General features: G+C 59.1%; 18 protein-coding genes. 8 read left to right on the forward strand and 10 right to left on the reverse strand.

Features of this window, described 5'->3' with window-relative positions; genetic code table 11:
* Positions 1 to 34: 34 nt before the first annotated feature.
* Complete coding sequence (gene secA, locus ACTG2T_RS11745) at positions 35 to 2,755, forward strand: preprotein translocase subunit SecA (protein WP_005336144.1); 2,721 nt, start codon at positions 35 to 37, stop codon at positions 2,753 to 2,755.
* Between the two features lie 74 nt (positions 2,756 to 2,829).
* Entirely contained in the window at positions 2,830 to 3,234 is a 405-nt protein-coding gene (mutT, locus tag ACTG2T_RS11750) for an 8-oxo-dGTP diphosphatase MutT (protein ID WP_019444787.1), read from the forward strand.
* 77 nt (positions 3,235 to 3,311) lie between these two features.
* On the opposite strand, the gene yacG is transcribed toward mutT, so the two are convergent.
* The 9 genes from yacG to ACTG2T_RS11795 all read right to left on the reverse strand — a co-directional run bounded on the left by yacG (position 3,312) and on the right by ACTG2T_RS11795 (position 11,056).
* Positions 3,312 to 3,506: a DNA gyrase inhibitor YacG gene (gene yacG / locus ACTG2T_RS11755; RefSeq protein WP_021231282.1), complete on the reverse strand. Its 195-nt coding sequence runs from the start codon at positions 3,504 to 3,506 to the stop codon at positions 3,312 to 3,314.
* Between the two features lie 9 nt (positions 3,507 to 3,515).
* Positions 3,516 to 4,238: a cell division protein ZapD gene (gene zapD, locus ACTG2T_RS11760; protein WP_021231281.1), complete on the reverse strand. Its 723-nt coding sequence runs from the start codon at positions 4,236 to 4,238 to the stop codon at positions 3,516 to 3,518.
* Between the two features lie 37 nt (positions 4,239 to 4,275).
* On the reverse strand, positions 4,276 to 4,890 hold the full coding sequence (gene coaE, locus ACTG2T_RS11765) for a dephospho-CoA kinase (RefSeq protein ID WP_309507381.1): 615 nt from the start codon (positions 4,888 to 4,890) through the stop codon (positions 4,276 to 4,278).
* A 13-nt stretch (positions 4,891 to 4,903) separates the two neighbouring features.
* Positions 4,904 to 5,776 (reverse strand): prepilin peptidase, encoded by an 873-nt coding sequence (locus tag ACTG2T_RS11770; RefSeq protein WP_330124660.1) that lies wholly within the window; start codon positions 5,774 to 5,776, stop codon positions 4,904 to 4,906.
* A 61-nt stretch (positions 5,777 to 5,837) separates the two neighbouring features.
* Positions 5,838 to 7,079 carry a type II secretion system F family protein gene (locus tag ACTG2T_RS11775; protein ID WP_005336136.1) on the reverse strand — a complete coding sequence of 414 codons (1,242 nt, stop codon included), beginning with the start codon at positions 7,077 to 7,079 and terminating at the stop codon, positions 5,838 to 5,840.
* A gap of 240 nt (positions 7,080 to 7,319) precedes the next feature.
* Positions 7,320 to 9,026, reverse strand: a complete 1,707-nt coding sequence (gene tapB / locus ACTG2T_RS11780) for a PilB family type IVa pilus assembly ATPase TapB (RefSeq protein ID WP_005336134.1) — start codon at positions 9,024 to 9,026, stop codon at positions 7,320 to 7,322.
* Positions 9,026 to 9,403 carry a pilin gene (locus ACTG2T_RS11785; RefSeq protein ID WP_151286536.1) on the reverse strand — a complete coding sequence of 126 codons (378 nt, stop codon included), beginning with the start codon at positions 9,401 to 9,403 and terminating at the stop codon, positions 9,026 to 9,028. Before ACTG2T_RS11785 ends, tapB begins: the two co-directional genes overlap by 1 nt.
* A gap of 315 nt (positions 9,404 to 9,718) precedes the next feature.
* Complete coding sequence (gene nadC, locus ACTG2T_RS11790; RefSeq protein ID WP_088868330.1) at positions 9,719 to 10,582, reverse strand: carboxylating nicotinate-nucleotide diphosphorylase; 864 nt, start codon at positions 10,580 to 10,582, stop codon at positions 9,719 to 9,721.
* A 3-nt stretch (positions 10,583 to 10,585) separates the two neighbouring features.
* Positions 10,586 to 11,056 carry a retropepsin-like aspartic protease family protein gene (locus ACTG2T_RS11795; protein WP_040068932.1) on the reverse strand — a complete coding sequence of 157 codons (471 nt, stop codon included), beginning with the start codon at positions 11,054 to 11,056 and terminating at the stop codon, positions 10,586 to 10,588.
* 130 nt (positions 11,057 to 11,186) lie between these two features.
* On the opposite strand from ACTG2T_RS11795, the gene ampD reads away from it, so the two are divergent.
* The 6 genes from ampD to ACTG2T_RS11825 all read left to right on the forward strand — a co-directional run bounded on the left by ampD (position 11,187) and on the right by ACTG2T_RS11825 (position 20,217).
* A complete protein-coding gene (gene ampD / locus ACTG2T_RS11800; protein WP_323892355.1) occupies positions 11,187 to 11,762 on the forward strand; it encodes a 1,6-anhydro-N-acetylmuramyl-L-alanine amidase AmpD in 576 nt (191 codons plus the stop codon).
* A 278-nt stretch (positions 11,763 to 12,040) separates the two neighbouring features.
* Positions 12,041 to 12,805: a pyruvate dehydrogenase complex transcriptional repressor PdhR gene (pdhR, locus tag ACTG2T_RS11805; RefSeq protein ID WP_005336127.1), complete on the forward strand. Its 765-nt coding sequence runs from the start codon at positions 12,041 to 12,043 to the stop codon at positions 12,803 to 12,805.
* A gap of 79 nt (positions 12,806 to 12,884) precedes the next feature.
* A complete protein-coding gene (aceE, locus tag ACTG2T_RS11810) occupies positions 12,885 to 15,545 on the forward strand; it encodes a pyruvate dehydrogenase (acetyl-transferring), homodimeric type (RefSeq protein WP_064341798.1) in 2,661 nt (886 codons plus the stop codon).
* A gap of 119 nt (positions 15,546 to 15,664) precedes the next feature.
* Positions 15,665 to 17,554 carry a pyruvate dehydrogenase complex dihydrolipoyllysine-residue acetyltransferase gene (gene aceF / locus ACTG2T_RS11815; RefSeq protein WP_064341799.1) on the forward strand — a complete coding sequence of 630 codons (1,890 nt, stop codon included), beginning with the start codon at positions 15,665 to 15,667 and terminating at the stop codon, positions 17,552 to 17,554.
* A gap of 148 nt (positions 17,555 to 17,702) precedes the next feature.
* On the forward strand, positions 17,703 to 19,130 hold the full coding sequence (gene lpdA, locus ACTG2T_RS11820; RefSeq protein WP_005341659.1) for a dihydrolipoyl dehydrogenase: 1,428 nt from the start codon (positions 17,703 to 17,705) through the stop codon (positions 19,128 to 19,130).
* Between the two features lie 124 nt (positions 19,131 to 19,254).
* Positions 19,255 to 20,217, forward strand: a complete 963-nt coding sequence (locus tag ACTG2T_RS11825; RefSeq protein ID WP_330124659.1) for a sensor domain-containing diguanylate cyclase — start codon at positions 19,255 to 19,257, stop codon at positions 20,215 to 20,217.
* 84 nt (positions 20,218 to 20,301) lie between these two features.
* Here ACTG2T_RS11825 and ACTG2T_RS11830 read toward each other — a convergent pair whose 3' ends face one another.
* Complete coding sequence (locus tag ACTG2T_RS11830) at positions 20,302 to 22,212, reverse strand: methyl-accepting chemotaxis protein (protein WP_064335319.1); 1,911 nt, start codon at positions 22,210 to 22,212, stop codon at positions 20,302 to 20,304.
* Between the last annotated feature and the right edge of the window lie 181 nt (positions 22,213 to 22,393).

Below are 22,393 nucleotides of genomic sequence, written 5' to 3' on the forward strand. Positions count from 1 at the left end.
GGAACGCTTTTATAACCAGAAATAGTTGGTACCCATGATTAGCACACTGCTTACCAAGATTATCGGCAGCCGGAACGACAGAACGCTCAAGGCTTTGCGCAAAATTGTAAAACAGATCAATGCCATGGAGCCGCAGTTCGAGGCTCTGTCCGATGCCGAGTTGCAGGCCAAAACGGCCGAGTATCGTCAGCGTATCGAGCAGGGTGAGACCCTGGAGCAGTTGCTGCCGGAAGCGTTCGCGACCGTGCGTGAAGCCTCCAAGCGGGTGTTCGGCATGCGTCACTTCGACGTGCAGCTGATCGGCGGCATGGTGCTGAACTCCAACCGCATCGCGGAAATGAAAACCGGTGAAGGTAAAACCCTGACAGCCACTCTGCCAGCTTACCTGAACGCCCTGAGTGGCCGTGGTGTGCACGTGGTGACGGTGAACGACTATCTGGCCAAACGTGACGCTGAGGCAAACCGCCCGCTGTTTGCCTTCCTCGGCATGACCGTCGATTGCAACGTGCCCGGTATGGATGCGTCCCAGAAGCGTGACGCCTACGCCGCCGACATCACCTACGGTACCAACAACGAATTCGGTTTTGACTACCTGCGCGACAACATGGCGTTCTCGCCGGAGCAGCGGGTACAGCGTCCGCTCAACTACGCGCTGGTGGATGAGGTGGACTCGGTGCTTATCGATGAAGCCCGTACTCCGCTGATAATCTCCGGCCCGGCTGAAGACAGCTCAGAGCTCTATATCCGCGTCAACAAGCTGATCCCGCTGCTGGTCAAACAGGACAAGGAAGACACCGAAGAGTACACCGGCGACGGTCACTACACAGTAGACGAGAAGAACCGTCAGGCTCTGCTGACCGAAAACGGCCAGATCTTCGTGGAAGAGCTGCTCAAGAAAGAGGGGCTGCTGGACGAGAACGATTCCCTGTTCTCCGCCTCCAACATCAGCCTGCTGCACCACGTCAACGCCGGTCTGCGCGCTCACACCCTGTTCGAGCGCAACGTGGACTACATCGTCCAGAAAGACGAGATCGTCATCGTCGACGAGCACACCGGCCGTACCATGCCGGGTCGTCGCTGGTCCGATGGTCTGCATCAGGCCGTTGAAGCGAAGGAAGGGGTGAAGATCCAGAACGAGAACCAGACGCTGGCATCCATCACCTTCCAGAACTACTTCCGTCTCTACAACAAGCTGGCGGGGATGACCGGTACTGCGGATACCGAAGCCTTTGAATTCCAGCAGATTTATGGCCTGGATACCGTGGTTATCCCGACCAACAAGCCGATGGTGCGCAAGGACATGGGCGATCTGGTCTACCTGACCGCTAATGAGAAGTATGCCGCCATCATCGAAGATATCCGTCAGTGCGTGGCCAAGGGCCAGCCTGTACTGGTTGGTACCGTCTCTATCGAGAACTCCGAGCTGCTCTCCGGCATCCTGACCAAGGAGAAGATCCCGCACAAGGTGCTGAACGCCAAGTTCCACGCCATGGAGGCGGAGATCGTTGCCCAGGCCGGTCAGACAGGTGCGGTCACCATCGCCACCAACATGGCCGGTCGTGGTACCGACATAGTGTTGGGTGGCAACTGGCAGGCAGAAATTGCCAAGCTGGAGAACCCGACCAGCGAGCAGATTGCCGAGCTGAAAGCCGCCTGGCAGGTGCGTCACGATGCGGTGCTGGCCGCCGGTGGTCTGCACATTATCGGTACCGAGCGTCACGAATCCCGTCGTATCGATAACCAGCTGCGCGGCCGTTCCGGTCGTCAGGGTGACCCGGGCTCATCCCGTTTCTACCTCTCCATGGAAGATACCCTGATGCGGATCTTCGCCTCCGATCGCGTGACCGGCATGATGAAGAAACTGGGCATGGAAGAGGGCGAAGCCATCGAGCACCCGTGGGTCACCAAGGCGATCGAAAACGCCCAGCGCAAGGTGGAAGGTCGCAACTTCGACATCCGCAAGAGCTTGCTGGAGTTTGATGACGTTGCCAACGATCAGCGCAAGGTGGTCTACGAGCAGCGCAACGAGCTGCTGGATACCAACGACATCTCCGAGACCATCCACGTTATCCGTGACGACGTCTACGGCGCGGTGATCGACGAGTACATCCCGCCCCAGTCTCTGGAAGAGATGTGGGATGTGCCGGGTCTGGAAGCACGCCTGAAGGCGGACTTCGCGCTGGATCTGCCGCTGCAGCAGTGGCTGGCGGAAGACGACAAGCTGTATGAAGAGAAGCTGCGCGAGCGCATTCTGGACGAAGCCACCAAACTCTATGCCCACAAGGAAGAGCTGGTCGGCAAAGAGGTGCTGCGCAACTTCGAGAAGGCGGTGATGCTGCAAACTCTGGATGGTCTGTGGAAAGAGCATCTGGCGGCCATGGATCACCTGCGTCAGGGCATCCATCTGCGCGGTTACGCCCAGAAGAACCCCAAGCAGGAGTACAAGCGCGAATCCTTCGATCTGTTCACCCAGATGCTGGAAACCCTCAAGCGCGACGTGGTCAGCATCCTGAGCCGTGTTCAGGTGCAGGAGCGCGATGTGGAAGCGATGGAAGAGCAGCAGCGCCAGCAGGCGGAAGCCGCTCCCCGCACCTATACCCACGCCGCCGCTGAGAGCCAGCTGGCCGATGAACAGGCCGCAGGTGAAGAGGGTCACACCACCTTCGTACGTGACGAGCAGAAGGTCGGTCGCAACGATCCCTGCCCGTGCGGTTCCGGCAAGAAGTACAAGCACTGCCACGGTCAGTTGACCTGATCGACGCTATGCCATAACAGGCGGGCCAAGTGCCCGCCTTGTTATTGGTGGCAACAAGCGAACAGAGGTAATTGATGGAACAGAAGAAACGGATCTGGGTGGCGGTTGGCGTCATCGAGAATGAACGGGGCGATATCTTCATCGCCCGACGCTCCTCCGATCGCCATCAGGGGGATCGCTGGGAGTTTCCCGGTGGCAAGGTGGAGTCGGGCGAGGATCTGCTAACCGCACTGGATCGGGAGCTGTGGGAAGAGATCGGCATTCGGGTATTGGATTGTGCCCCCTTCATGGAGCTGCAGCACGACTACCCCGAGAAGCAGGTATTGCTGGATATCTGGAAGGTGACCCGTTTCAGCGGCGAGCCGTTCGGCAAGGAGGGGCAGGAGTGCCTGTGGGTGCCGGTGGCCGAGCTGCACAACTACCACTTCCCCGATGCCAATGGCCCGATTGTAGCGCGGCTACAGGGTCTGCTGGCGTGAGCCGGTAGCAATCAACAAGCATGAAAAAAGGGCCAATCGGCCCTTTTTTCATATTGCAGAGGTGCGTGACCAGGGGCTTACAGCCACTGATCGCCCTCTTCCTGCTCCGGCAGCAGATCCGGGTTGATCTCCCCCGGGATCCGCTTCTCTTCATCGGCCCATTCGCCGAGATCGATCAGCTGGCAGCGCTTGCTGCAGAAGGGGCGGAACGGACTCTGCGGGCCCCACTCCACTTCGCTCTGACAGGTCGGACACTTTACCTTGGTGACCATAAGCCCTCCTTAGCAGCAGGCGAGCTGGAACGGCACGTCGCCAATCGGCTGTTCTGCGGTGGGCAGAAAACGCAAGGCGAAGCGGTTCTTGTGGCCGCTCAGGGTCGGGTAGCAGAACAGATTGCCCGGCAGCTTGATGCGGATCAGCTCGGCGCTCTCGGCGGTGTCCTGGAAGAAACCGTTGTTGGCAACCTGCTCACTGAAACTGCCTGATTCACGCCACAGGCGCAGCAGCAGGGTGATGGCATTCATCAGCAGGTTGATATCGCTCAGCCAGCCTTGCATCTGCTGGTGACGGGTGATGGCCGGGGTACCGAGCCAGTGGTGTAGCTGCGGCACATCGAAGGCACACAGACCACCCGGGATGGAGAAGCGCTGGCGGATGGAGCCGAGCAGACGATCCTCTTTCAGGCGGGCACCCGGGCGTGGCGAATTGAGCAGGTTGCGGGAGAGCTGGCTGCTCTCTTGCTGCATCAGTTTGATCTGCTCCAGATCGACGTCGGGCAGGCTGGCCCAGTGGCTCAGACGCTGGCCGAGACGCTCCAGATCCTTGATGAGATCGGCGCGCAGGTCACCACGCTCCAGCAACTCCTGCAGATCGAACAGCCCCTTGAAGAAGGCGATATGTGCCCAGGATTGTTCACTCTCCAGATTGTCGCGGATCTGGGAAAACAGGGACTCCAGACGAAGATAGGTCCGGCTTTTTTCATTGAGGGGGAAATCGTAAATCATGCCTAATCCTGGCCAGCCATAAACCGGCCTAGTGTACTCACACTTGGCGGCCTTGTTGAGAGGCAATTGCCAGATATGTCTCGTGCAGCGCCAAAATCCGCGTTTTAATCGCCATTTCGCTGCCATTGTGGTTTTCGATGACATCATCCGCCGCAGCGAGGCGTTCCACCCGACTTGCTTGGGCGGCGATGATGGCCTTGGCCTGCTCGGCCGATACCCCATCACGGCGACAGGTGCGTTCAATCTGGGTGGCTTCATCCACATCGATCACCAGCACCCGGTTGGCGAGGCCGGTGAGTTTGTTCTCCACCAGCAGCGGCACCACCAGCAGGCAGTAAGGAGAACTGGCCGCGGCACATTGGCGCTGCATTTCGCTGCGAATAAGCGGGTGAAGCAAAGCATTGAGCCACTCCTTGGCCTGTGGGTCGCTGAAGACCCGCTCGCGCAGAGCGCGACGGTCGAGTTGACCGCTCGGATCAATCACATCCGGGCCAAAATGGTCGGTGATGGCGGCAAGAGCCGGGGTGCCCGGCTCTACGACCTCGCGGGCGATCACATCGGCATCCACCACCTCGATACCCAGCGCGGCAAACTGATTGGCGATAGTGGTCTTGCCGCTGCCGATACCACCTGTGATAGCAACTACATACATGGGGGCCTCTTGCTCAAAGCAGGGTAGAGAGATACCAGCGGGTGATGGTATCGCCCCACAACAGCGCAATCCAGCCCGCGATGGCGAGGTAGGGGCCGAAGGGGATCGGCTTGCCCTGATGGTGTTTGTGCAAGGCGATCAGACTGATGCCGATCACTGCACCGACCAGAGATGAGAGCAGCAGAATTATGGGCAGCGCCTGCCAACCGAGCCAGGCGCCCAGCGCCGCCAGCAGCTTGAAGTCGCCATAGCCCATCCCCTCCTTGCCGGTTAGCAGCTTGAAAGCCCAGTAGAGGCTCCAGAGCACCAGATAGCCCGCCATGGCCCCGATCACGGCATCCGCCAGCGGTACGAAGCCACTTGCCAGGTTGCACAGCAGCCCGCCCCACAGCAGTGGCAGGGTGAGCTGGTCGGGCAGCAACATCTTGTCGAGATCGATAAAGGTGAGGGCGACCAGCACCCAGGTCAGGAAAAGGGCGGCCAGTGTGCCCCAGCCTGGCGTTATGACCATGGCAACGGCCACCGAGAGCAGGGCGGTCAGCAGCTCTACCAGCGGATAGCGGGCCGAGATGGGGGCCTGACAGTCGCGGCAACGCCCTTTGAGCCAGAGCCAGCTCAACAGCGGGATGTTCTCAAGCGCAGTGATGGCGTGGCCACAGTGAGGGCATGCGGAGCGCGGCACCATCAGGTTGTAGCGCTCTGGCGCAGTGGCCTCCTCATCGGGGGAAAAGTAGCCGCGATACTCGGCCTGCCACTCCCGCTCCAGCATGATGGGCAAGCGGTGGATGACCACGTTAAGGAAGCTGCCGATCATCAGGGAGAAGAGAAAAACCAGCGAGAAGTAGAGCCAGGGCAAGCTGTGAGCCAGCTCGAGAAGAAGTGTCATAACCAACCGTCAGTTATTGAATTGGGGGGAGGGCATGGTTGTGGTGCCATGCCCTGATGAATCAGCCTACCACGTCGCCAAGCTTGAAGATGGGCAGGTACATGGCAATAACCATGCCGCCGACCAGTACCCCTAGCACCACCATGATGAGGGGTTCCAGCAGGCTGGTGAGGCCATCTACCAGATCATCCACCTCCTGTTCGAAGATGGTGGCGACCTTGGAGAGCATATCATCGATGGCACCAGACTCCTCACCGATCATCACCATCTGGATCACCATGTCGGGGAAGAGATCGACGGTGCGCATCGCCACGTTGATCTGCATGCCCGCCACCACCTCGTTGCGAATGGCCATGACCGCGGTGCGATAGACATAGTTGCCGGAGGCCCCTGCCGCCGAAATCAGCGCATCTACCAGTGGGATACCGGCGGAGAAGGTGGTCGACAGGGTGCGGGCAAAGCGAGCCATGGCCGCCTTGTGCAGGATCATCCCGACCACCGGAATGGTGAGGACGAACTTGTCGGTATTGTCTTTCACCTTCTGGGAGGCCCGCCAGGCCCGCACGTAAAGGAAGATACCAAGGGCCGTGCCACCAAAGAAGACATACCACCAGTTCTGCATAAAGCGGGAGATGCCGATAACAAACTGGGTGAACACCGGCAGCTCGGCGCCGAAGCTCTTGAAGATATCCTCGAACTGCGGAATGACGAACAGCAGCAGGATGGAGGTGACCACGATGGCGACCAGAATGACCATGGTGGGGTAGAACATCGCCTTCTTGATCTTCGACTTGAGCGCTTCCGACTTTTCCCGGTAAGTGGCGATACGGTCGTAGATGGTCTCCAGCGCACCGGATTGCTCACCGGCTTCCACCAGATCGCAGTAGAGATCATCAAAGTAGAGGGGATGGCGGCGCAGCGCCTCCGACATGGGGGTGCCAGTCTCCACATCGGCGGCAATCTGTCCCATCAGCTCGCGCATCGAGGCTTTCTCGTGGCTGCGGGCGATGATCTGCAGGCTCTGCACCAGCGGTACACCGGCGGAGAGCATGGTAGTTATTTGGCGTGAGACGATGGCGATATCCATCGGTTTAATCTTGGCGCCGCCCTTGGAGAAGAGCCCTTGGGATTTCTTGGCTACTTTGGTGACGTTGACTCCCTGCTTGCGCAGTTCTGTCTTGACGGTGTTGATGCTGTCGGCCTGCAGCTCACCGGAGACCTTCTGCCCTTTGCGGTTTACCCCGTGCCAGCGGAAGGCGAAGACTTTCTTGGGGGCATTGTTCTTTTTCGTTAGGGTTGCCATCTTTGCATCCTGCAATGGGGTTGGTTGTCAGAGTCGGGCTCTGCACGTCACCAACCTGGTCAAGGTGCCCGACTGGCTTGATGCCTGCGGGGTACTGATAGGGTGGGTGGTACCTTCTTGGCGCCATCCCAGTCACTTTAATGCCTGATTATTCTGTCGCTCGGGTTACCATCCATACCGAGTTTGTGGGCGAATGATGCGTTCTGCCAACCAAACCGGCGGGTCGTTCCGCTACGCGGATCAGTTGGTGGTGACCCGGTTGACCTCGGCCAGACTGGTGACCCCGAGCCGGGCTTTCTCCAGTCCTGAGGTACGAAGGGTTCGCATCCCCTCTTTCTGCGCGATAGCGGCGATTTGCAGGGAGTTTGCGCCCTGCATGATCAATTTGGCGATGTTCTCTGACATCAGCATGATTTCGTAGATGCCGACCCGCCCCTTGTAGCCGCCGGAACACTCCTTGCAACCGACCGGTTTGAACAGTCGCAGCCCGGCCGCCAACTGCTGCGGCGTAAAGCCCAGCTCCAGCAGTTCGGCTTCCGGCACCACTTCCGGCGCTTTGCAGTGGTCGCACAGTTTACGGGCCAGCCGCTGGGCCATGATCAGGGTGACCGAGGAAGCGATGTTGAAGGCCGGTACCCCCATGTTCATCATCCGGGTCAGGGTCTCGGCGGCGGAGTTGGTGTGCAGGGTCGAAAGCACTAGGTGACCGGTCTGCGCCGCCTTGATGGCAATCTCTGCGGTTTCAAGATCGCGAATTTCACCCACCATCACCACATCCGGGTCTTGCCGCAGGAAGGAGCGCAGGGCGCTGGCGAAGGTGAGCCCCGCCTTGGGGTTGACCTGCACCTGATTGACGCCGGGCAGGTTGATCTCCACCGGATCTTCGGCGGTAGAGATATTGACCTCGGTGGTGTTGAGAATATTGAGGCCGGTATAGAGCGAGACCGTTTTGCCCGAGCCGGTGGGGCCAGTCACCAGGATCATCCCCTGTGGCTTGGAGAGGGCGCGCAGGTACTGCGCCTTCTGCCGGTCATCAAAGCCGAGTTGCTCGATATTGAGGCGTGCCGCCGAGGAGTCGAGCAGACGGATAACGATCTTCTCCCCCCACATGGTGGGCAGGGTGTTGACCCGCATATCCATCGACTTGTTGCGCGACAGCTTCAACTTGATGCGGCCATCCTGCGGCAGCCGCCGCTCGGCGATATCGAGCCGCGCCATCACCTTGAGGCGAGCGGAGAAGCGGTTGGAGAGGTTGACCGGCGGGGTAGCAATTTCATGCAGAATACCATCGATGCGAAAGCGCACCCGATACTTGAACTCATATGGCTCGAAGTGCAGGTCGGAGGCACCACGCTTGATGGCGTCCATCAGGATCTTGTTGATGTACTTGACGATGGGGGCATCGTCATCGGCGGTATTAACGCTTTCGTCGAGGCGGCTGTTCTCGTCAGAGACCTCGAGATCAGAAATCTCGGACTCGTCGATATCCTCCATGCCGAGGGCGTCATTTTCGCTCTCCAGCAGCTTGCCGATGGCGGCGGTGAGCTTGTTCTCCTCCACCAGCAGCGCCTCGGTATGAAGGCCAAAGCTGAAGCCGAAGTCCTCCAACGCCGAGACATTGGTCGGATCCGACATGGCGATATAGAGGGTGTGGCCTTGGGTGTAGATGGGCAGCACATGGTGTTTCTCAATCAGCTTCTGATTGAGGTACTTCTGCGGGATCTCGGCCAAGTCGAAGGCGGCAAGATCCAGCAGAGGTACCCCATACTCCAGCTCGCAAAAGTCGGCGAGCGCCTTGCTGTCGAGGATCTCGTTTTCTATCAGAAATGTCACAAAGGGTTTGCGCTGAGCCTTGGCCTGGCTCAGATAGCGCTGTGAGTCCTCTTCGCTGATCAGTGAAGAGGCGGCCAGGCTTAACGCCAGGCCGCTATTAGGACTGGAGGTCATTAATTACAGAGAGCTCCAGACACAGGGGACCAAATGATCTGTCCACCGGTAATATTGCTGGATGCTAATGCGCAAGAATAAGAACTAAGTGCGCCACTACCTGTAGATGTGATAGTTACTGCACTACTTGCATATGACATGCTTACAGAACCGACGAACTGGGTCGGTGTATAAGTCGGGATGGCACAGGATGTTGCGCCAGATGCGGCACAAACTTCAGCTTGAGTCTTGGCCGCAGACATAGCTGAAACTAACTCTGTTGCTTTTGCTTTGAGCGTATATTGCTGATACGCCGGCAGTGCGACTGCCGCCAAAATGGCCACGATCGCGACCACGATCATCAGTTCAATAAGGGTAAAGCCCGATTGTTTCTTCATTTCAAATGTCCTTTTATCCTTGGTTCCTGGGAAGTGTCGGTAGAAAATCGTCCGAACGTCAGTATCTTATCCGAGCTGTCAGGGGTGGCAACAGAGATTGCTGCCTTTGTTAACCACTTTCATGTCATTTACCAAAAACTTGATGCGAGTCATAAAATAAGTGGCTTCTTATGACTCTTTGTTACGGGTGAAAGCGGGTCCGTCATTACACTCCTTTGCTGAGGGATCCTGCATAAAGAAAAGGCGCCCATGGCGCCTTTTGCAAGTTGTTTATCCGGTTAGACCGAGTATTTGCTCAGGCCTGCGGGGTGAATCTCACTGCTGGATAAAGCGCATGGAGAGATCGAGCGCCCGCACATGCTTGGTCAGTGCCCCGACCGAGATAAAATCGACGCCGGTGGCGGCAAACTCGGCCAGAGTGTCGAGGGTGACATTGCCCGAGACTTCGAGCTTGGCGCGGCCCTGATTGATGGCGACCGCTTCCCGCATCATGGTCACGTCGAAGTTATCGAGCATCACGATATCGGCCTTTGCTGCCAGCGCCTGCTCCAGTTCTGCCAGTGATTCTACTTCCACCTCCACCGGTTTACCCGGATTGAGATGGCGAGCCTCATTAATCGCCTCGGCAATGCCGCCGCAGGCGAGGATATGGTTCTCTTTGATGAGGTAAGCGTCGTAGAGGCCGATGCGGTGGTTCTTGCCGCCGCCACAGGTGACTGCGTACTTCTGGGCGGTACGCAGTCCAGGGATGGTTTTGCGGGTGTCGAGCAGGCGGCAGTCGGTGCCCTCCAGCTCTGCCACATAGCGGGCGGTGAGGGTGGCGACGCCGGAGAGGGTCTGGACAAAGTTCAGCGCATTGCGCTCGCCAGTCAGCAGCTGGCGGGCAGGGCCATGGAGGCGGAACAGCTCCTGATTGGGGGAGAGCACTTCCCCATCCTGCACCTTCCACTCCACCTTCACGTCGCCGCCGAGTTGTACGAACACTTCATCCACCCAGGGCTGGCCGCAGAACACACCGGCCTCACGGGTGATGACCCGGGCAGTGGCCATCCGGTCGGCCGGGATCAGCTGGGCGGTGATATCGGCGCTGGCGTCCGGTTGGTCCAGCGTGGTGAGGGCATCGCCCAGATCTTCGAGTAGTGCGGCGCGCACGGCGCGGCTGACATCCTGTTGAAACATGCCTTATTCCTGCAAGGGTCTGAGCAGCAGTTGCCGCTCCTTTTGAACCAGCTCCAGCCGACCGAGGGCGTTCATGCCAACCAGCACTTCGTCACCGTCTGCCGCCGGATTGATAAAGATGGCCAGATCGTACAAGGTCAATGGCCCCATCGCCAGCGTTTCGATGGTGCCGTTGCCGACCCGGATCTGCCCCGCGGCGGTATTGACCTGGCTGCTGCCATGAGCGGTCAGGCCGAGCCGCTCGGCAACTTGCTGCGGGATGGTGATACGGGTGGCGCCGGTATCGAGCAGCAGTTGCACCGGCTGGCCGTTGATGGCACCCTCCAGACGATAGTGGCCGCTCTGGTCTGCTCGCAGCAACAGCTCGCCGCTGGCGGTGACGCTTGGTTGGTTGCGGGAGTGAAAATAGAGGGTCAGCAGACCCATCAAAGAGAGCCAGGCCAGTAACCACATCCAGCGTGCCGTGTGCTGCATACCCCATCCATATCGAGCGGAAGATGACTCAGCCTAACATACCATTTCCCTTTGATTCAGTGAGTTGGTGTCGGGTTGCCTATCAGGTATCTTCGTTGTCTCGCCATTTATCAGCCAACTCGAGTAGCCGATGACTCAACTCGCTTCGCAACCTTGTTTCTCTATCGATGCCGCTGGCTGGTGCCAGCAGGCGCGCCGGGTGCCTTCTCCCCATCACAACGAGCGGGCCGTGCCGGATGATATCTCCCTGCTGGTGGTGCATGGCATCAGCCTGCCGCCTGGGGAGTTTGGCGGTCCCTTTATCGACGATCTCTTTATGGGACGACTCGACCCCGAGGCTCATCCCTATTTTGCCGGTATCCATCAGCTGCGGGTCTCGGCTCATTGCCTGATCCGCCGTGATGGCGAGCTGGTGCAGTATGTACCGTTTGGCGCGCGCGCCTGGCATGCAGGTGTCTCGAGCTGGCAGGGGAGGGAGGCATGTAATGACTTTTCCATTGGGATCGAGCTGGAAGGGACTGACGAAACCCCCTATACCGAGGCTCAGTACCAGGCGCTGGCGGGGCTCACTCGAGCTATCTCGGAGCGCTATCCGGCGATTACCCACGGAAAAATTGTCGGCCATTGCGATATCGCGCCAGGGCGCAAGACGGATCCCGGAGCCAGTTTCCAGTGGGATTACTACCGGCAACTACTAAACAGCTAAAGTAAATATTCAAATTTAGTTTGGGTTTTAAAATCAATGGCTTGCCTATCTGGCAGGCCATTTTTGTCTCTGGTTGCGCAAATGTTATTTGTGAACGAGGCCAAGAATATTGGTCAGACCATTTTCTATGAGCTAAATCATGTTTCCCCTGCTTTACCTCTTAAGTGGTGGGGCTGATTCTTGACTCAGATCATCTTTTGAGTGGACTTTTCAAAAGGCCTCTGCTAATTTTCGCCCCATCCATAAAATTGGTAATACCAATTTAACAAAGTAGCCTCATGCCCTATCGCAAGATTACGCAACCCAAGTTGGCCGACTCCATTGTCGCCGAGCTGGAACAGATGATTCTGGAAGGCAGCCTGCAGCCGGGGCAGAAATTGCCTCCCGAGCGGGAACTCGCCATCCAGTTTCAGGTATCGCGCCCCTCCTTGCGCGAAGCCATCCAGCGACTGGAAGCGCGCGGATTGCTTTATCGCCGTCAGGGCGGCGGCACTTATGTGCAGAATGCCCTGAGCAAGGGGATCGCCGATCCTCTGTTCGAACTGCTCAGTACCCACCCGGAAGCCCAGTATGACCTGCTGGAGTTTCGCCACGCGCTGGAAGGCATCTGTGCCTACTACGCGGCCTTGCGGGGAACCGGGTCTGATTTCGAGCGCATTCGTCAGGTGCAAACCACCATCGAAGAGGCGGGCCAGCTGGGCTCGCTGGTGGCTGAATCGGCAGCCGTGACCCAGTTCTATCTGGCGGTGGCCGAGGCGTCCCACAACGTGGTGCTGCTGCACCTGCTGCGGGCCATGAGCCCGATGCTCGAGCAGAACATTCTGCAGAATAACGAGATTTTGAATCGCCGCCCGGGAGTGGTAGCCAAGATACGTCGCCATCGTGCGAATCTGATCGAGGCTATTCTTTCGGGGGCTCCGGAGCGGGCCAGAACAGCTTGTCATGAGCATCTGGCCTTTATCGAGGACACCTTGTTGGATATGCAGAGGGAAGACAGCCGGATCCAGCGATCCATGCGTCGGATCCGTCAGCAGGAAAACTAATCCCACAAGGCTCTATTGTCGAATGCTTGCGCCCTTCGCCGTGCAATGCCGTGCAATCACAACAACATAGGAACCAGCCATGTCTGATATCCTGAAGAACGATGTGGACCCGATAGAAACGCTGGAGTGGCTTGCCTCTCTGGAATCCCTGCTGCGTGAAGAGGGTCCGCAACGCGCTCAGTTCATCCTTGAACAGTTGGCCGAGAAAGCCCGCGTAAGCGGTGTGGACGTGGCTGCCAAGGCAAATCGCGATTACATCAACACCATCCCGTCCAGCGACGAGCCGGACTACCCGGGTGACCTGGAGATGGAACGCCGCATTCGCGCCATCATCCGCTGGAACGCCATGATGATCGTGCTGCGCGCGTCCAAGAAAGACCTGGACCTAGGTGGTCACATGTCTTCCTTCGCTTCTTCTGCGACCATCTATGATGTCTGCTTCAACCACTTCTTCCGTGCTCGCAACGAGAAGGATGGTGGTGACCTGGTTTACTTCCAGGGTCACATCTCCCCGGGCATCTATGCTCGTGCCTTTGCTGAAGGTCGTCTGACCGAAGAGCAGTTGGACAACTTCCGTCAGGAAGTGGACGGCAAGGGTATCCCTTCCTATCCGCACCCGAAACTGATGCCGGACTTCTGGCAGTTCCCGACCGTCTCCATGGGTCTGGGCCCCATTGCCGCCATCTATCAGGCTCGCTTCCTGAAGTACCTGACCGACCGTGGCATCAAGGATTGCTCCGAGCAGACCGTTTACGCCTTCCTGGGTGACGGCGAGATGGACGAGCCGGAAGCCAAGGGTGCCCTGACCGTTGCCGTGCGTGAAAAGCTCGACAACCTGGTGTTCGTGGTCAACTGCAACCTGCAGCGTCTGGATGGTCCGGTTGTCGGTAACGGCAAGGTCATCAACGAGCTGGAAGGCCTGTTCGCTGGCGCCGGTTGGGACGTGACCAAGGTTATCTGGGGTCGCAAGTGGGATGAGCTGCTGAAGAAAGACACTTCCGGCAAGCTGATCCAGCTGATGAACGAGACCGTGGACGGTGACTACCAGACCATGAAGTCCCGCGACGGTGCCTACATCCGCGAGCACTTCTTCAACCGTTATCCGGAAACTGCCGCGCTGGTCAAAGACATGACCGACGAGGAGATCTTCGCCCTGAACCGCGGTGGTCACGATCCTCGCAAACTGTTCGCCGCGTTCAACAAGGCGACCCAGACCAAGGGCAAGCCGACCGTTATTCTGGCCAAGACCATCAAGGGTTACGGCATGGGTGAAGCGGCCGAAGGCAAGAACATCGCTCACCAGGTCAAGAAGATGGAGCTGGACTCCGTGCGTCACCTGCGTGACCGCTTCAACCTGCCGGTGGCCGACGAGCAGCTGGCCGATCTGCCGTACCTGAAGATTGAAGCCGGTTCTGCCGAGCACAAATACCTGCACGACCGTCGCACTGCCCTGAAAGGCTATGTGCCGACCCGTCTGCGTGAAAGCACCACCAAGCTGGAAATCCCGGCACTGGATGCCTTCGGCCCGCTGCTGGGTGAGCAGGCGCGCGAAATCTCCACCACCATGGCGTTCGTGCGTTCCCTGAACGTGATGCTGAAAGACAAGTCCATCGGCAAGCGCATCGTTCCGATCCTGGCTGACGAAGCCCGTACCTTCGGTATGGAAGGTCTGTTCCGCCAGATCGGTATCTACAGCCCGCACGGTCAGCAGTACACCCCGCAAGACCGCGACATCGTCTCCTACTACAAGGAAGACAAGCAGGGTCAGGTTCTGCAAGACGGTATCAACGAGCTGGGCGCCATGTCCTCCTGGCTGGCTGCTGCGACCTCTTACAGCACCAACGACTGCCCGATGATCCCGTTCTACATCTACTACTCCATGTTCGGCTTCCAGCGGATCGGCGACATGGCGTGGGCAGCCGGTGACCAGCAAGCTCGTGGCTTCCTGCTGGGTGCAACCTCCGGTCGTACTACCCTGAACGGCGAAGGTCTGCAGCACGAAGATGGTCACAGCCACATCCTGGCGAACACCATCCCGAACTGCATCTCCTACGATCCGTCCTACGCCTATGAAGTGGCGGTGATCGTACAGGACGGCCTGCGCCGCATGTACGGTGAGAACCCGGAGAACGTGTTCTACTACATCACCACCCTGAACGAGAACTACGCCATGCCGGCCATGCCGGAAGGCGCCGAGGAAGGCATCCGCAAGGGTATCTACAAGCTGGAATCCGTAGCCGGTGCCAAGGCGAAAGTTCAGCTGCTGGGTTGTGGTTCCATCCTGGGTCACGTGCGCAAGGCTGCCCAGATCCTGGCCAGCGAGTACGGCATCGGTTCCGATGTGTTCAGCGTCACCTCCTTCAACGAGCTGGCCCGTGACGGTCAGGACGCGGATCGCTGGAACATGCTGCACCCGACTGCCGAAGCTCGCGTACCGTACATCGCTCAGGTACTGGGTTCCGAAGCCACTATCGCTGCGACCGACTACATGAAGTCCTTCGCCGATCAGGTTCGCGCCTTCGTTCCGACCGAGAACTACCGTGTGCTGGGTACCGACGGTTATGGCCGTTCCGACAGCCGTGCCAACCTGCGTCGTCACTTCGAAGTGAACGAGTTCTACGTGGTAGTTGCTGCCCTGACCGAACTGGCCAAGCGCGGCGAGGTAGACAAGCAGGTTGTGGCCGACGCCATCGCCAAGTACGGCATCGATGCCGACAAGGTCAACCCGCTGTACGCGTAAGTGGATCAAGGGTCGCGGCGTATGACGGCGCGACCCTGCCAGGATTTAAAACGGTTAACGCGAGATGTGCGTGGCGGCATCAGCCAGCCATGCGGATCGACGCAAGAGGATAAAGCACAATGTCCAAACAGATTATGGTGCCGGATATCGGCGCCGATGAAGTTGAAGTCACCGAGATCATGGTGGCCGTGGGTGACAAGGTCGAGCTGGACCAGTCCATCATCGCGGTAGAAGGCGACAAGGCCTCCATGGAAGTTCCGGCCCCGTCCGCCGGTATCGTCAAAGAGATCCTGATCAAGGTGGGCGACAAGGTTGCCACCGGTTCCCAGATCATGGTCTTCGAAGCCGAAGGCGCTGCCGCCCCTGCTGAAGTGGCTGCACCGGTTGCTGCTGCTCCGGCCGCCGCACCTGCCGCTGCCGTGCGCAAAGATGTGCACGTACCGGACATCGGTGACGACGAAGTGGACGTGACTGAAATCATGGTTGCCGTGGGCGACATGGTAGAAGCTGACCAGTCCATCATTGCCGTGGAAGGTGACAAGGCCTCCATGGAAGTACCGGCACCGTTCGCAGGCCGCGTGGTCGAGATCAAGGTTGCCGCTGGTGCCAAGGTCTCTACCGGTTCTCTGGTGATGGTATTTGAAGTGGCTGGCGCTGCGCCTGCTGCCGTTGCTGCTCCGGCTCAAGCTGCCGCGCCCGTGGCTGCTGCCCCGGTTGCCGCCGCTGCCAAAGAGGTCAACGTACCGGATATCGGTGGCGACGAAGTGGAAGTCACCGAGATCATGGTTGCTGTGGGTGACAAGGTTGAAGCTGACCAGTCCCTGATCGCCGTGGAAGGTGACAAGGCCTCCATGGAAGTGCCTGCGCCGTTCGCCGGTGTGGTCAAAGAGATCAAGGTGAAGGCGGGTGACAAGGTCTCCACCGGTTCCCTGATCATGGTCTTCGAAGTGGCTGGCGCTGCTCCTGCTGCCGCGCCGGTTGCTCAAGCTGCCGCTCCGGTCGCTGCAGCCCCTGTTGCCGCTGCTCCGGCTCCGGTTGCCCAGGCTGCTGCCGCTGCGACCGATTTCGTTGCCAACGACGCCTACGTGCACGCCTCTCCGGCGGTACGCCGTCTGGCGCGCGAGTTCGGCGTCAACCTGGCCAAGGTGAAAGCTTCCGGTCGCAAGGGTCGTATCGTCAAAGAAGACGTGCAAGCCTACGTGAAGGATGCCATCAAGCGTGCCGAGTCCGCTCCTGCCTCTGCCGGTGTAGCCGGTGGCAACGGTCTGGGCGTACTGCCGTGGCCGAAGGTAGACTTCAGCAAGTTCGGTGATGTGGAAGAGGTCGAGCTGACCCGCATCCAGAAGATCTCCGGTCCGAACCTGCACCGTAACTGGGTCATGATCCCTCATGTCACCCAGTTCGACGAAGCCGATACCACCGAGCTGGAAGCGTTCCGCAAAGAGCAGAACGCGATGCTCGAGAAGCAGAAGGCAGACGTGAAGATCACCCCTCTGGTGTTCATCCTGAAAGCCGCCGCCAAGGCGCTGGAAGCTCACCCGCGCTTCTGCAGCTCCCTGTCCGAAGATGGCAGCAAGCTGATCATGAAGAAGTACATCCACATCGGTGTGGCGGTAGATACCCCCAACGGTCTGGTTGTGCCCGTGGTGCGCGATGTTAACAAGAAGGGCATCATGGAGCTGTCTCGCGATCTGGCCGAGATCTCCAAGAAGGCCCGTGCCGGCAAGCTGACCGCTGCTGACATGCAGGGCGGTTGCTTCACCATCTCCAGCCTGGGGGGCATCGGCGGTACCAGCTTTACCCCGATCGTCAACGCGCCGGAAGTGGCCATCCTCGGTGTTTCCAAGTCCGAGATGAAGCCGAAGTGGAACGGTAAAGAGTTCGCGCCGCGCCTGATGCTGCCGCTGGCTCTGAGCTACGACCACCGCGTGATCGATGGTGCCGATGGGGCTCGCTTCATCACCACCATGAACGGCGTGCTGTCCGACATTCGTCGACTGGTCCTGTAAGTGAGAGGGCGGGCCCAGAGCCTGCCCTTTTTACTTCTCATTTCATTAACATGATCGTAAACTTGCCCCGTTTTTTTCACGGCTGCAGCCACCCGTTTCGGTATAAGACTGCGCTGTCCGGGGATATAAGAACGACAAAGAGGTCATGATGAGTAAAGAAATCAAAACCCAGGTCGTAGTACTGGGTGCTGGCCCTGCCGGTTATTCCGCTGCTTTCCGTGCAGCCGATCTGGGTCTGGATACTATTATCGTCGAGCGTTACTCCACCCTGGGTGGCGTCTGCCTGAACGTGGGCTGCATCCCCTCCAAGGCGCTGCTGCACGTTGCCAAAGTGATTGAAGAAGCCAAGGCGCTGGCCGAGCACGGCATCGTCTTCGGTGCACCGCAGACCGACATCGACAAGATCCGTCTGTGGAAAGAGAAGGTTATCAACCAGCTGACCGGCGGTCTGGCTGGCATGGCCAAGATGCGTAAAGTTCAGGTTGTTAACGGCTTGGGTAAATTTACCGGCCCGAACACGCTCGAAGTGACCGGGGAAGACGGCAAGACTACCGTGACCTTCGACAACGCCATCATCGCGGCCGGTTCCCGTCCGGTGAAGCTGCCGTTCATCCCCCACGATGACCCGCGCGTATGGGACTCTACCGATGCGCTGGAGCTGAAAACCGTTCCCGGCAAACTGCTGGTTATCGGTGGCGGCATCATCGGTCTGGAGATGGGTACCGTTTACTCCTCTCTGGGTTCCGAGATCGACGTGGTGGAATTTGCCGACCAGCTGGTTCCGGCTGCCGACAAAGACATCGTCAAGATCTATACCAAGCGCGTCGCCAAGAAGTTCAACATCATGCTGGAGACCAAGGTCACCGCAGTTGAAGCGCGCGAAGACGGCCTGTATGTCTCCTATGAAGGCAAGCACGCTCCGGCCGAGCCGGTTCGTTACGACAACGTGCTGGTTGCCGTAGGTCGTGTGCCGAACGGCAAGATGCTGGATGCCGAGAAGGCAGGCGTTGCCGTGACCGAGCGCGGTTTCATCGAGGTGGACAAGCAGCTGCGTACCAACGTGGCGCACATCCACGCCATCGGTGACATCGTTGGCCAGCCGATGCTGGCACACAAAGGTGTTCACGAAGGTCACGTTGCCGCCGAAGTGATCGCCGGCAAGAAGCACTACTTCGACCCGAAAGTGATCCCGTCCATCGCCTACACCGAGCCAGAGATGGCATGGGTTGGTCTGACCGAGAAGGAAGCCAAGCAACAGGGCCTGAACTTCGAAGTCGCCACCTTCCCGTGGGCTGCTTCCGGTCGTGCCATTGCGTCCGACTGCTCCGACGGTATGACCAAGCTGATCTTCGACAAGGAGAGCGGCCGCGTCATCGGTGGTGCCATCGTGGGTACCAACGGTGGTGAACTGTTGGGTGAAATCGGTCTGGCCATCGAAATGGGTGCGGACGCCGAAGATATCGCGCTGACCATCCACGCTCACCCGACTCTGCACGAGTCCGTGGGTCTGGCTGCCGAAGTGTTCGAAGGCTCCATCACCGACCTGCCGAACGCCAAGGCCAAGAAGAAAAAGTAATTTTCTTCCCCGCTTGTCTAAAAAGCCGCTCGAATGAGCGGCTTTTTGTTTTCTCCTTGCTGCCCCGACGTCAGCAAAGCCCAATATGCTAAAGATAGGTTTTGGCACTGACGAGAGAGGCACGATGCTAGAAGCACCTATTCCACCCGATGAGGCATTGCGGTTGGAGACCCTGCGGCGGCTCTCTTTGCTGGATTCCGAGGCCGAGGAGCGGTTTGACCGGCTGACCCGCATGGCCCGACGGGTGTTCAATGTCCCCATCGCGCTGGTGAGTCTGGTGGATGAAGATCGCCAGTGGTTCAAATCCTGTATCGGGCTGGAGGTTAGTGAGACCGCGCGTGACATTTCGTTCTGTGGCCACGCCATCATGGGTAATGAGACCTTCATCGTGCCGGATGCTTCGCAGGATCCCCGCTTTGCCGACAATCCGCTGGTGGTGGGTGGGCCCGGCATCCGCTTCTATGCCGGACAGCCACTGCGGATCGCCAACGGCTGCAAACTGGGGACGCTCTGCATCATAGATACGGTGCCACGGGAATTGAGTGAGGAGGATGTGGGACTGCTCAAGGATCTGGCGGCGATGGTGGTGCGGGAGCTCGAAGCGGTGCAGCTGGCCACCATTGATGAGTTGACCCTGATCTCCAATCGGCGCGGGTTCGTGATGCTGGCGGAGAAGAGCCTCTCGCTGGCCGGTCGCTTGCAGATGCCGCTGGCGCTGCTCTATCTGGATCTCAATGGCTTCAAGGGGATCAATGATCGGTGGGGGCATGCAGAAGGGGATCGGGCCCTGATCGCCTTTGCCACTCTGCTCAAGCAGGCTTTTCGGGGCGCAGACGTGTTTGCCCGCATGGGCGGCGATGAGTTCGCCGTCCTGCTGCCCAATGTGGTGGAGGCGCAGGCACAACTGGCCTATGAGCGTTTCAATGCCATGTTGGTCGAGCACAATCAGCGCAGTGGTTGCGGCTATGCGCTGACCTGCAGCACCGGGATTGTCTGCTATGACGGGCGCGGCTGTGCTTCCCTTGCCGAGCTGCTCACCCGCGCGGATGAGCTGATGTATCAGCGCAAACGGGATGGCAAGGGCTGACTGCTATGCCGGATTAGCCGCCACCAAAACAACAGAGAGCGCCACGACGCTCTCTGTTGTTGATGACTCAGGTCAAGGTCGGGGTTAGAGCCGGAAGTTGCCAACCAGCTTGTCCAGCTGACCGGAGAGCTGCTGCAGGCTGCGGCTCGACTCGGTCAGCTGGTGGGCAATGTCGGCGGTCTCCATGGTGAGCTGGTTGATGTCTTCCACGTTGCGGTTGATCTCGCCCACTACGCTGGATTGTTCCTCGGTGGCGGTGGCTACCTGGATATTCATGTCGTTGATCTGGGTGATGTGGGCGGTGATCTGTCCGAGGGCTGCGTTGGCCTCATCGGCCTGGCTCACCACCTCCAGACTCTGGTTACGCCCCTGCGCCATGGCGCTGACCGCGCGGGCACTCTGCTCCTGCAAGCGGTTGATCATCCCCTGGATCTCGGCGGTCGAGGCGGCGGAGCGGTTGGCCAGATTGCGCACTTCATCTGCCACCACGGCGAAACCGCGACCCTGTTCACCGGCGCGAGCGGCCTCGATGGCGGCGTTCAGTGCCAGCAGGTTGGTCTGCTCCGAGATGCTGCGGATGGTTTCGAGGATGCTGCCGATGGAGTCGGTCTGGCTCGCCAGCGACTCGATAACCCCTGCCACCTGCTCAATCTCTCCGGAGAGGTCGACGATGCCGTGGCGCGCCTGCGCTACCACTACTGCCCCTGCATCGGCCTGATCGTTGGCCTGTCTGGCTACTTCGGCTGCCAGAGAGGCGTTACCGGCGATCTCGCTCACCGTGGCCCCCATTTCGTGGATGGCGGTGGCCACCTGCACAGTACGGTCACGCTGGGCAGTACAGTTGTGCTGGGTCAGCTGCGCCTTGTTGGCCACCTCGTTGGCGGTGGCCGCGAGCTGGCGAGAGTTCTCCGCCACCTGCTCGATGGAGCCGTGGATCTTGGCGACGAAGTTGTTGAAACCGGTGGCGACCTGACTCAGTTCGTCACGTCCTTCCACTTTCAGGCGCTGGGTAAGATCCCCATCGCCGCTGCCCAGCTCCTTGAACAGGCGGGCCAGTTCGTTGAGCGGGCGGCTGACCGAGCCTGCCAGCAGCATCCCCATCAGCCCCATGGCCAGCGCAATCACCAGCGAGATCATCAGGATCTCGTTGCGGGTCTGATCCAGCTCGGCATAGATCTCGGCTTCTGGCACCTGGGCCACCAGATACCAGTCGAGCAGCGGGATATAGCTGCTGGCCAGTACCATGGGCTCGCCATTGACTTCGGCGTTGATGACGGCAAAGGGGCGTTTGGCCAGCAGGCTGCCGGTATCACCGCTGGCAATGTTGCCAAGCGTGTCACGCTCGATGCGGTTGGCCTCGGGGTGCAGCTTCACCTTGCCGCTGCCATCGACCATAAAGACGATGCCGCTCTCTTCCAGCCGGAAGTTGGAGACCATGGTCACCATGGTATCGAGGGATTTGGCAAAGCCAGCCAGCCCGCGCCCGTTGAGTTGCTGGAAGTTGACGAACAGCTTCACCTCGCCGTTGCTCTCGCGGAAGATGCTGAGGGTCATCTCCTTCTGGCTCTTGGTGTAGTCATAGAACCAGGCGTCTTGCGTGGGGGTCAGGTTGCGCAGAAAGCCATCCTGGTTGTAGTAGGCAGCACTCTGGCGATCGGCGAAGGAGGCGGTCACCAGGCCATACTGGTTGGCCACATCCTTGAGCTGGTTGATGAGGATTGGCTCCTGCTCTTTGGGCATGCCCCGATCCACCCAGTCGAGGATGAAGCGGTCGGTGGCCAGTTGGCGGGCGGCTTGGGCGATGCCGTGGAGATCCTGTTCAATCTCCTTGCTGATCCGCTGGGTCAGGTTGGGCAGCTCCTGCTCGAACATCCGGTTTTCGATCAGTTGCTGGGCCGAGCGTTGGCTGAAGTAGCCTACCAGCAGACAGGAGACGACCACGGCCAGGGTGACCGTGGCCAGTATTTTCTGTTTAAGAGTGAGGGTTGCCAGCATAAAGGTGCTCAAAAGGTTGAGATTGACGACCCTCATATTAGCGGCAGCGCGGGGCTACCCATGAGGCTTGCAGCCCTTTATTTGCGGATTACGTTTGCGCTCACAGGGGCGGTGGCTTGCCCCGTCGGCATGCTGCACAGGCGGGATGCTGATTGACGGTTGCGCTAACTGCCGAGCCCCT

It is taken from the genome of Aeromonas sp. 75A (assembly GCF_051919425.1).
Lineage (GTDB): Bacteria > Pseudomonadota > Gammaproteobacteria > Enterobacterales > Aeromonadaceae > Aeromonas > Aeromonas veronii.

What these genes read in the sequence shown, in the direction of transcription:
- ACTG2T_RS11775 (WP_005336136.1), bottom strand. Translation starts at nt 7,079, where the DNA reads ATGGCAACCCTAACGAAAAAGAACAATGCCCCCAAGAAAGTCTTCGCC.
- ACTG2T_RS11795 (WP_040068932.1), bottom strand. Translation starts at nt 11,056, where the DNA reads ATGCAGCACACGGCACGCTGGATGTGGTTACTGGCCTGGCTCTCTTTG.
- secA (WP_005336144.1), top strand. Translation starts at nt 35, where the DNA reads ATGATTAGCACACTGCTTACCAAGATTATCGGCAGCCGGAACGACAGA.
- pdhR (WP_005336127.1), top strand. Translation starts at nt 12,041, where the DNA reads ATGCCCTATCGCAAGATTACGCAACCCAAGTTGGCCGACTCCATTGTC.
- mutT (WP_019444787.1), top strand. Translation starts at nt 2,830, where the DNA reads ATGGAACAGAAGAAACGGATCTGGGTGGCGGTTGGCGTCATCGAGAAT.
- yacG (WP_021231282.1), bottom strand. Translation starts at nt 3,506, where the DNA reads ATGGTCACCAAGGTAAAGTGTCCGACCTGTCAGAGCGAAGTGGAGTGG.
- ACTG2T_RS11770 (WP_330124660.1), bottom strand. Translation starts at nt 5,776, where the DNA reads ATGACACTTCTTCTCGAGCTGGCTCACAGCTTGCCCTGGCTCTACTTC.
- coaE (WP_309507381.1), bottom strand. Translation starts at nt 4,890, where the DNA reads ATGTATGTAGTTGCTATCACAGGTGGTATCGGCAGCGGCAAGACCACT.
- tapB (WP_005336134.1), bottom strand. Translation starts at nt 9,026, where the DNA reads ATGACCTCCAGTCCTAATAGCGGCCTGGCGTTAAGCCTGGCCGCCTCT.
- zapD (WP_021231281.1), bottom strand. Translation starts at nt 4,238, where the DNA reads ATGATTTACGATTTCCCCCTCAATGAAAAAAGCCGGACCTATCTTCGT.
- ACTG2T_RS11825 (WP_330124659.1), top strand. Translation starts at nt 19,255, where the DNA reads ATGCTAGAAGCACCTATTCCACCCGATGAGGCATTGCGGTTGGAGACC.
- aceF (WP_064341799.1), top strand. Translation starts at nt 15,665, where the DNA reads ATGTCCAAACAGATTATGGTGCCGGATATCGGCGCCGATGAAGTTGAA.
- lpdA (WP_005341659.1), top strand. Translation starts at nt 17,703, where the DNA reads ATGAGTAAAGAAATCAAAACCCAGGTCGTAGTACTGGGTGCTGGCCCT.
- ampD (WP_323892355.1), top strand. Translation starts at nt 11,187, where the DNA reads ATGACTCAACTCGCTTCGCAACCTTGTTTCTCTATCGATGCCGCTGGC.
- aceE (WP_064341798.1), top strand. Translation starts at nt 12,885, where the DNA reads ATGTCTGATATCCTGAAGAACGATGTGGACCCGATAGAAACGCTGGAG.
- ACTG2T_RS11785 (WP_151286536.1), bottom strand. Translation starts at nt 9,403, where the DNA reads ATGAAGAAACAATCGGGCTTTACCCTTATTGAACTGATGATCGTGGTC.
- ACTG2T_RS11830 (WP_064335319.1), bottom strand. Translation starts at nt 22,212, where the DNA reads ATGCTGGCAACCCTCACTCTTAAACAGAAAATACTGGCCACGGTCACC.
- nadC (WP_088868330.1), bottom strand. Translation starts at nt 10,582, where the DNA reads ATGTTTCAACAGGATGTCAGCCGCGCCGTGCGCGCCGCACTACTCGAA.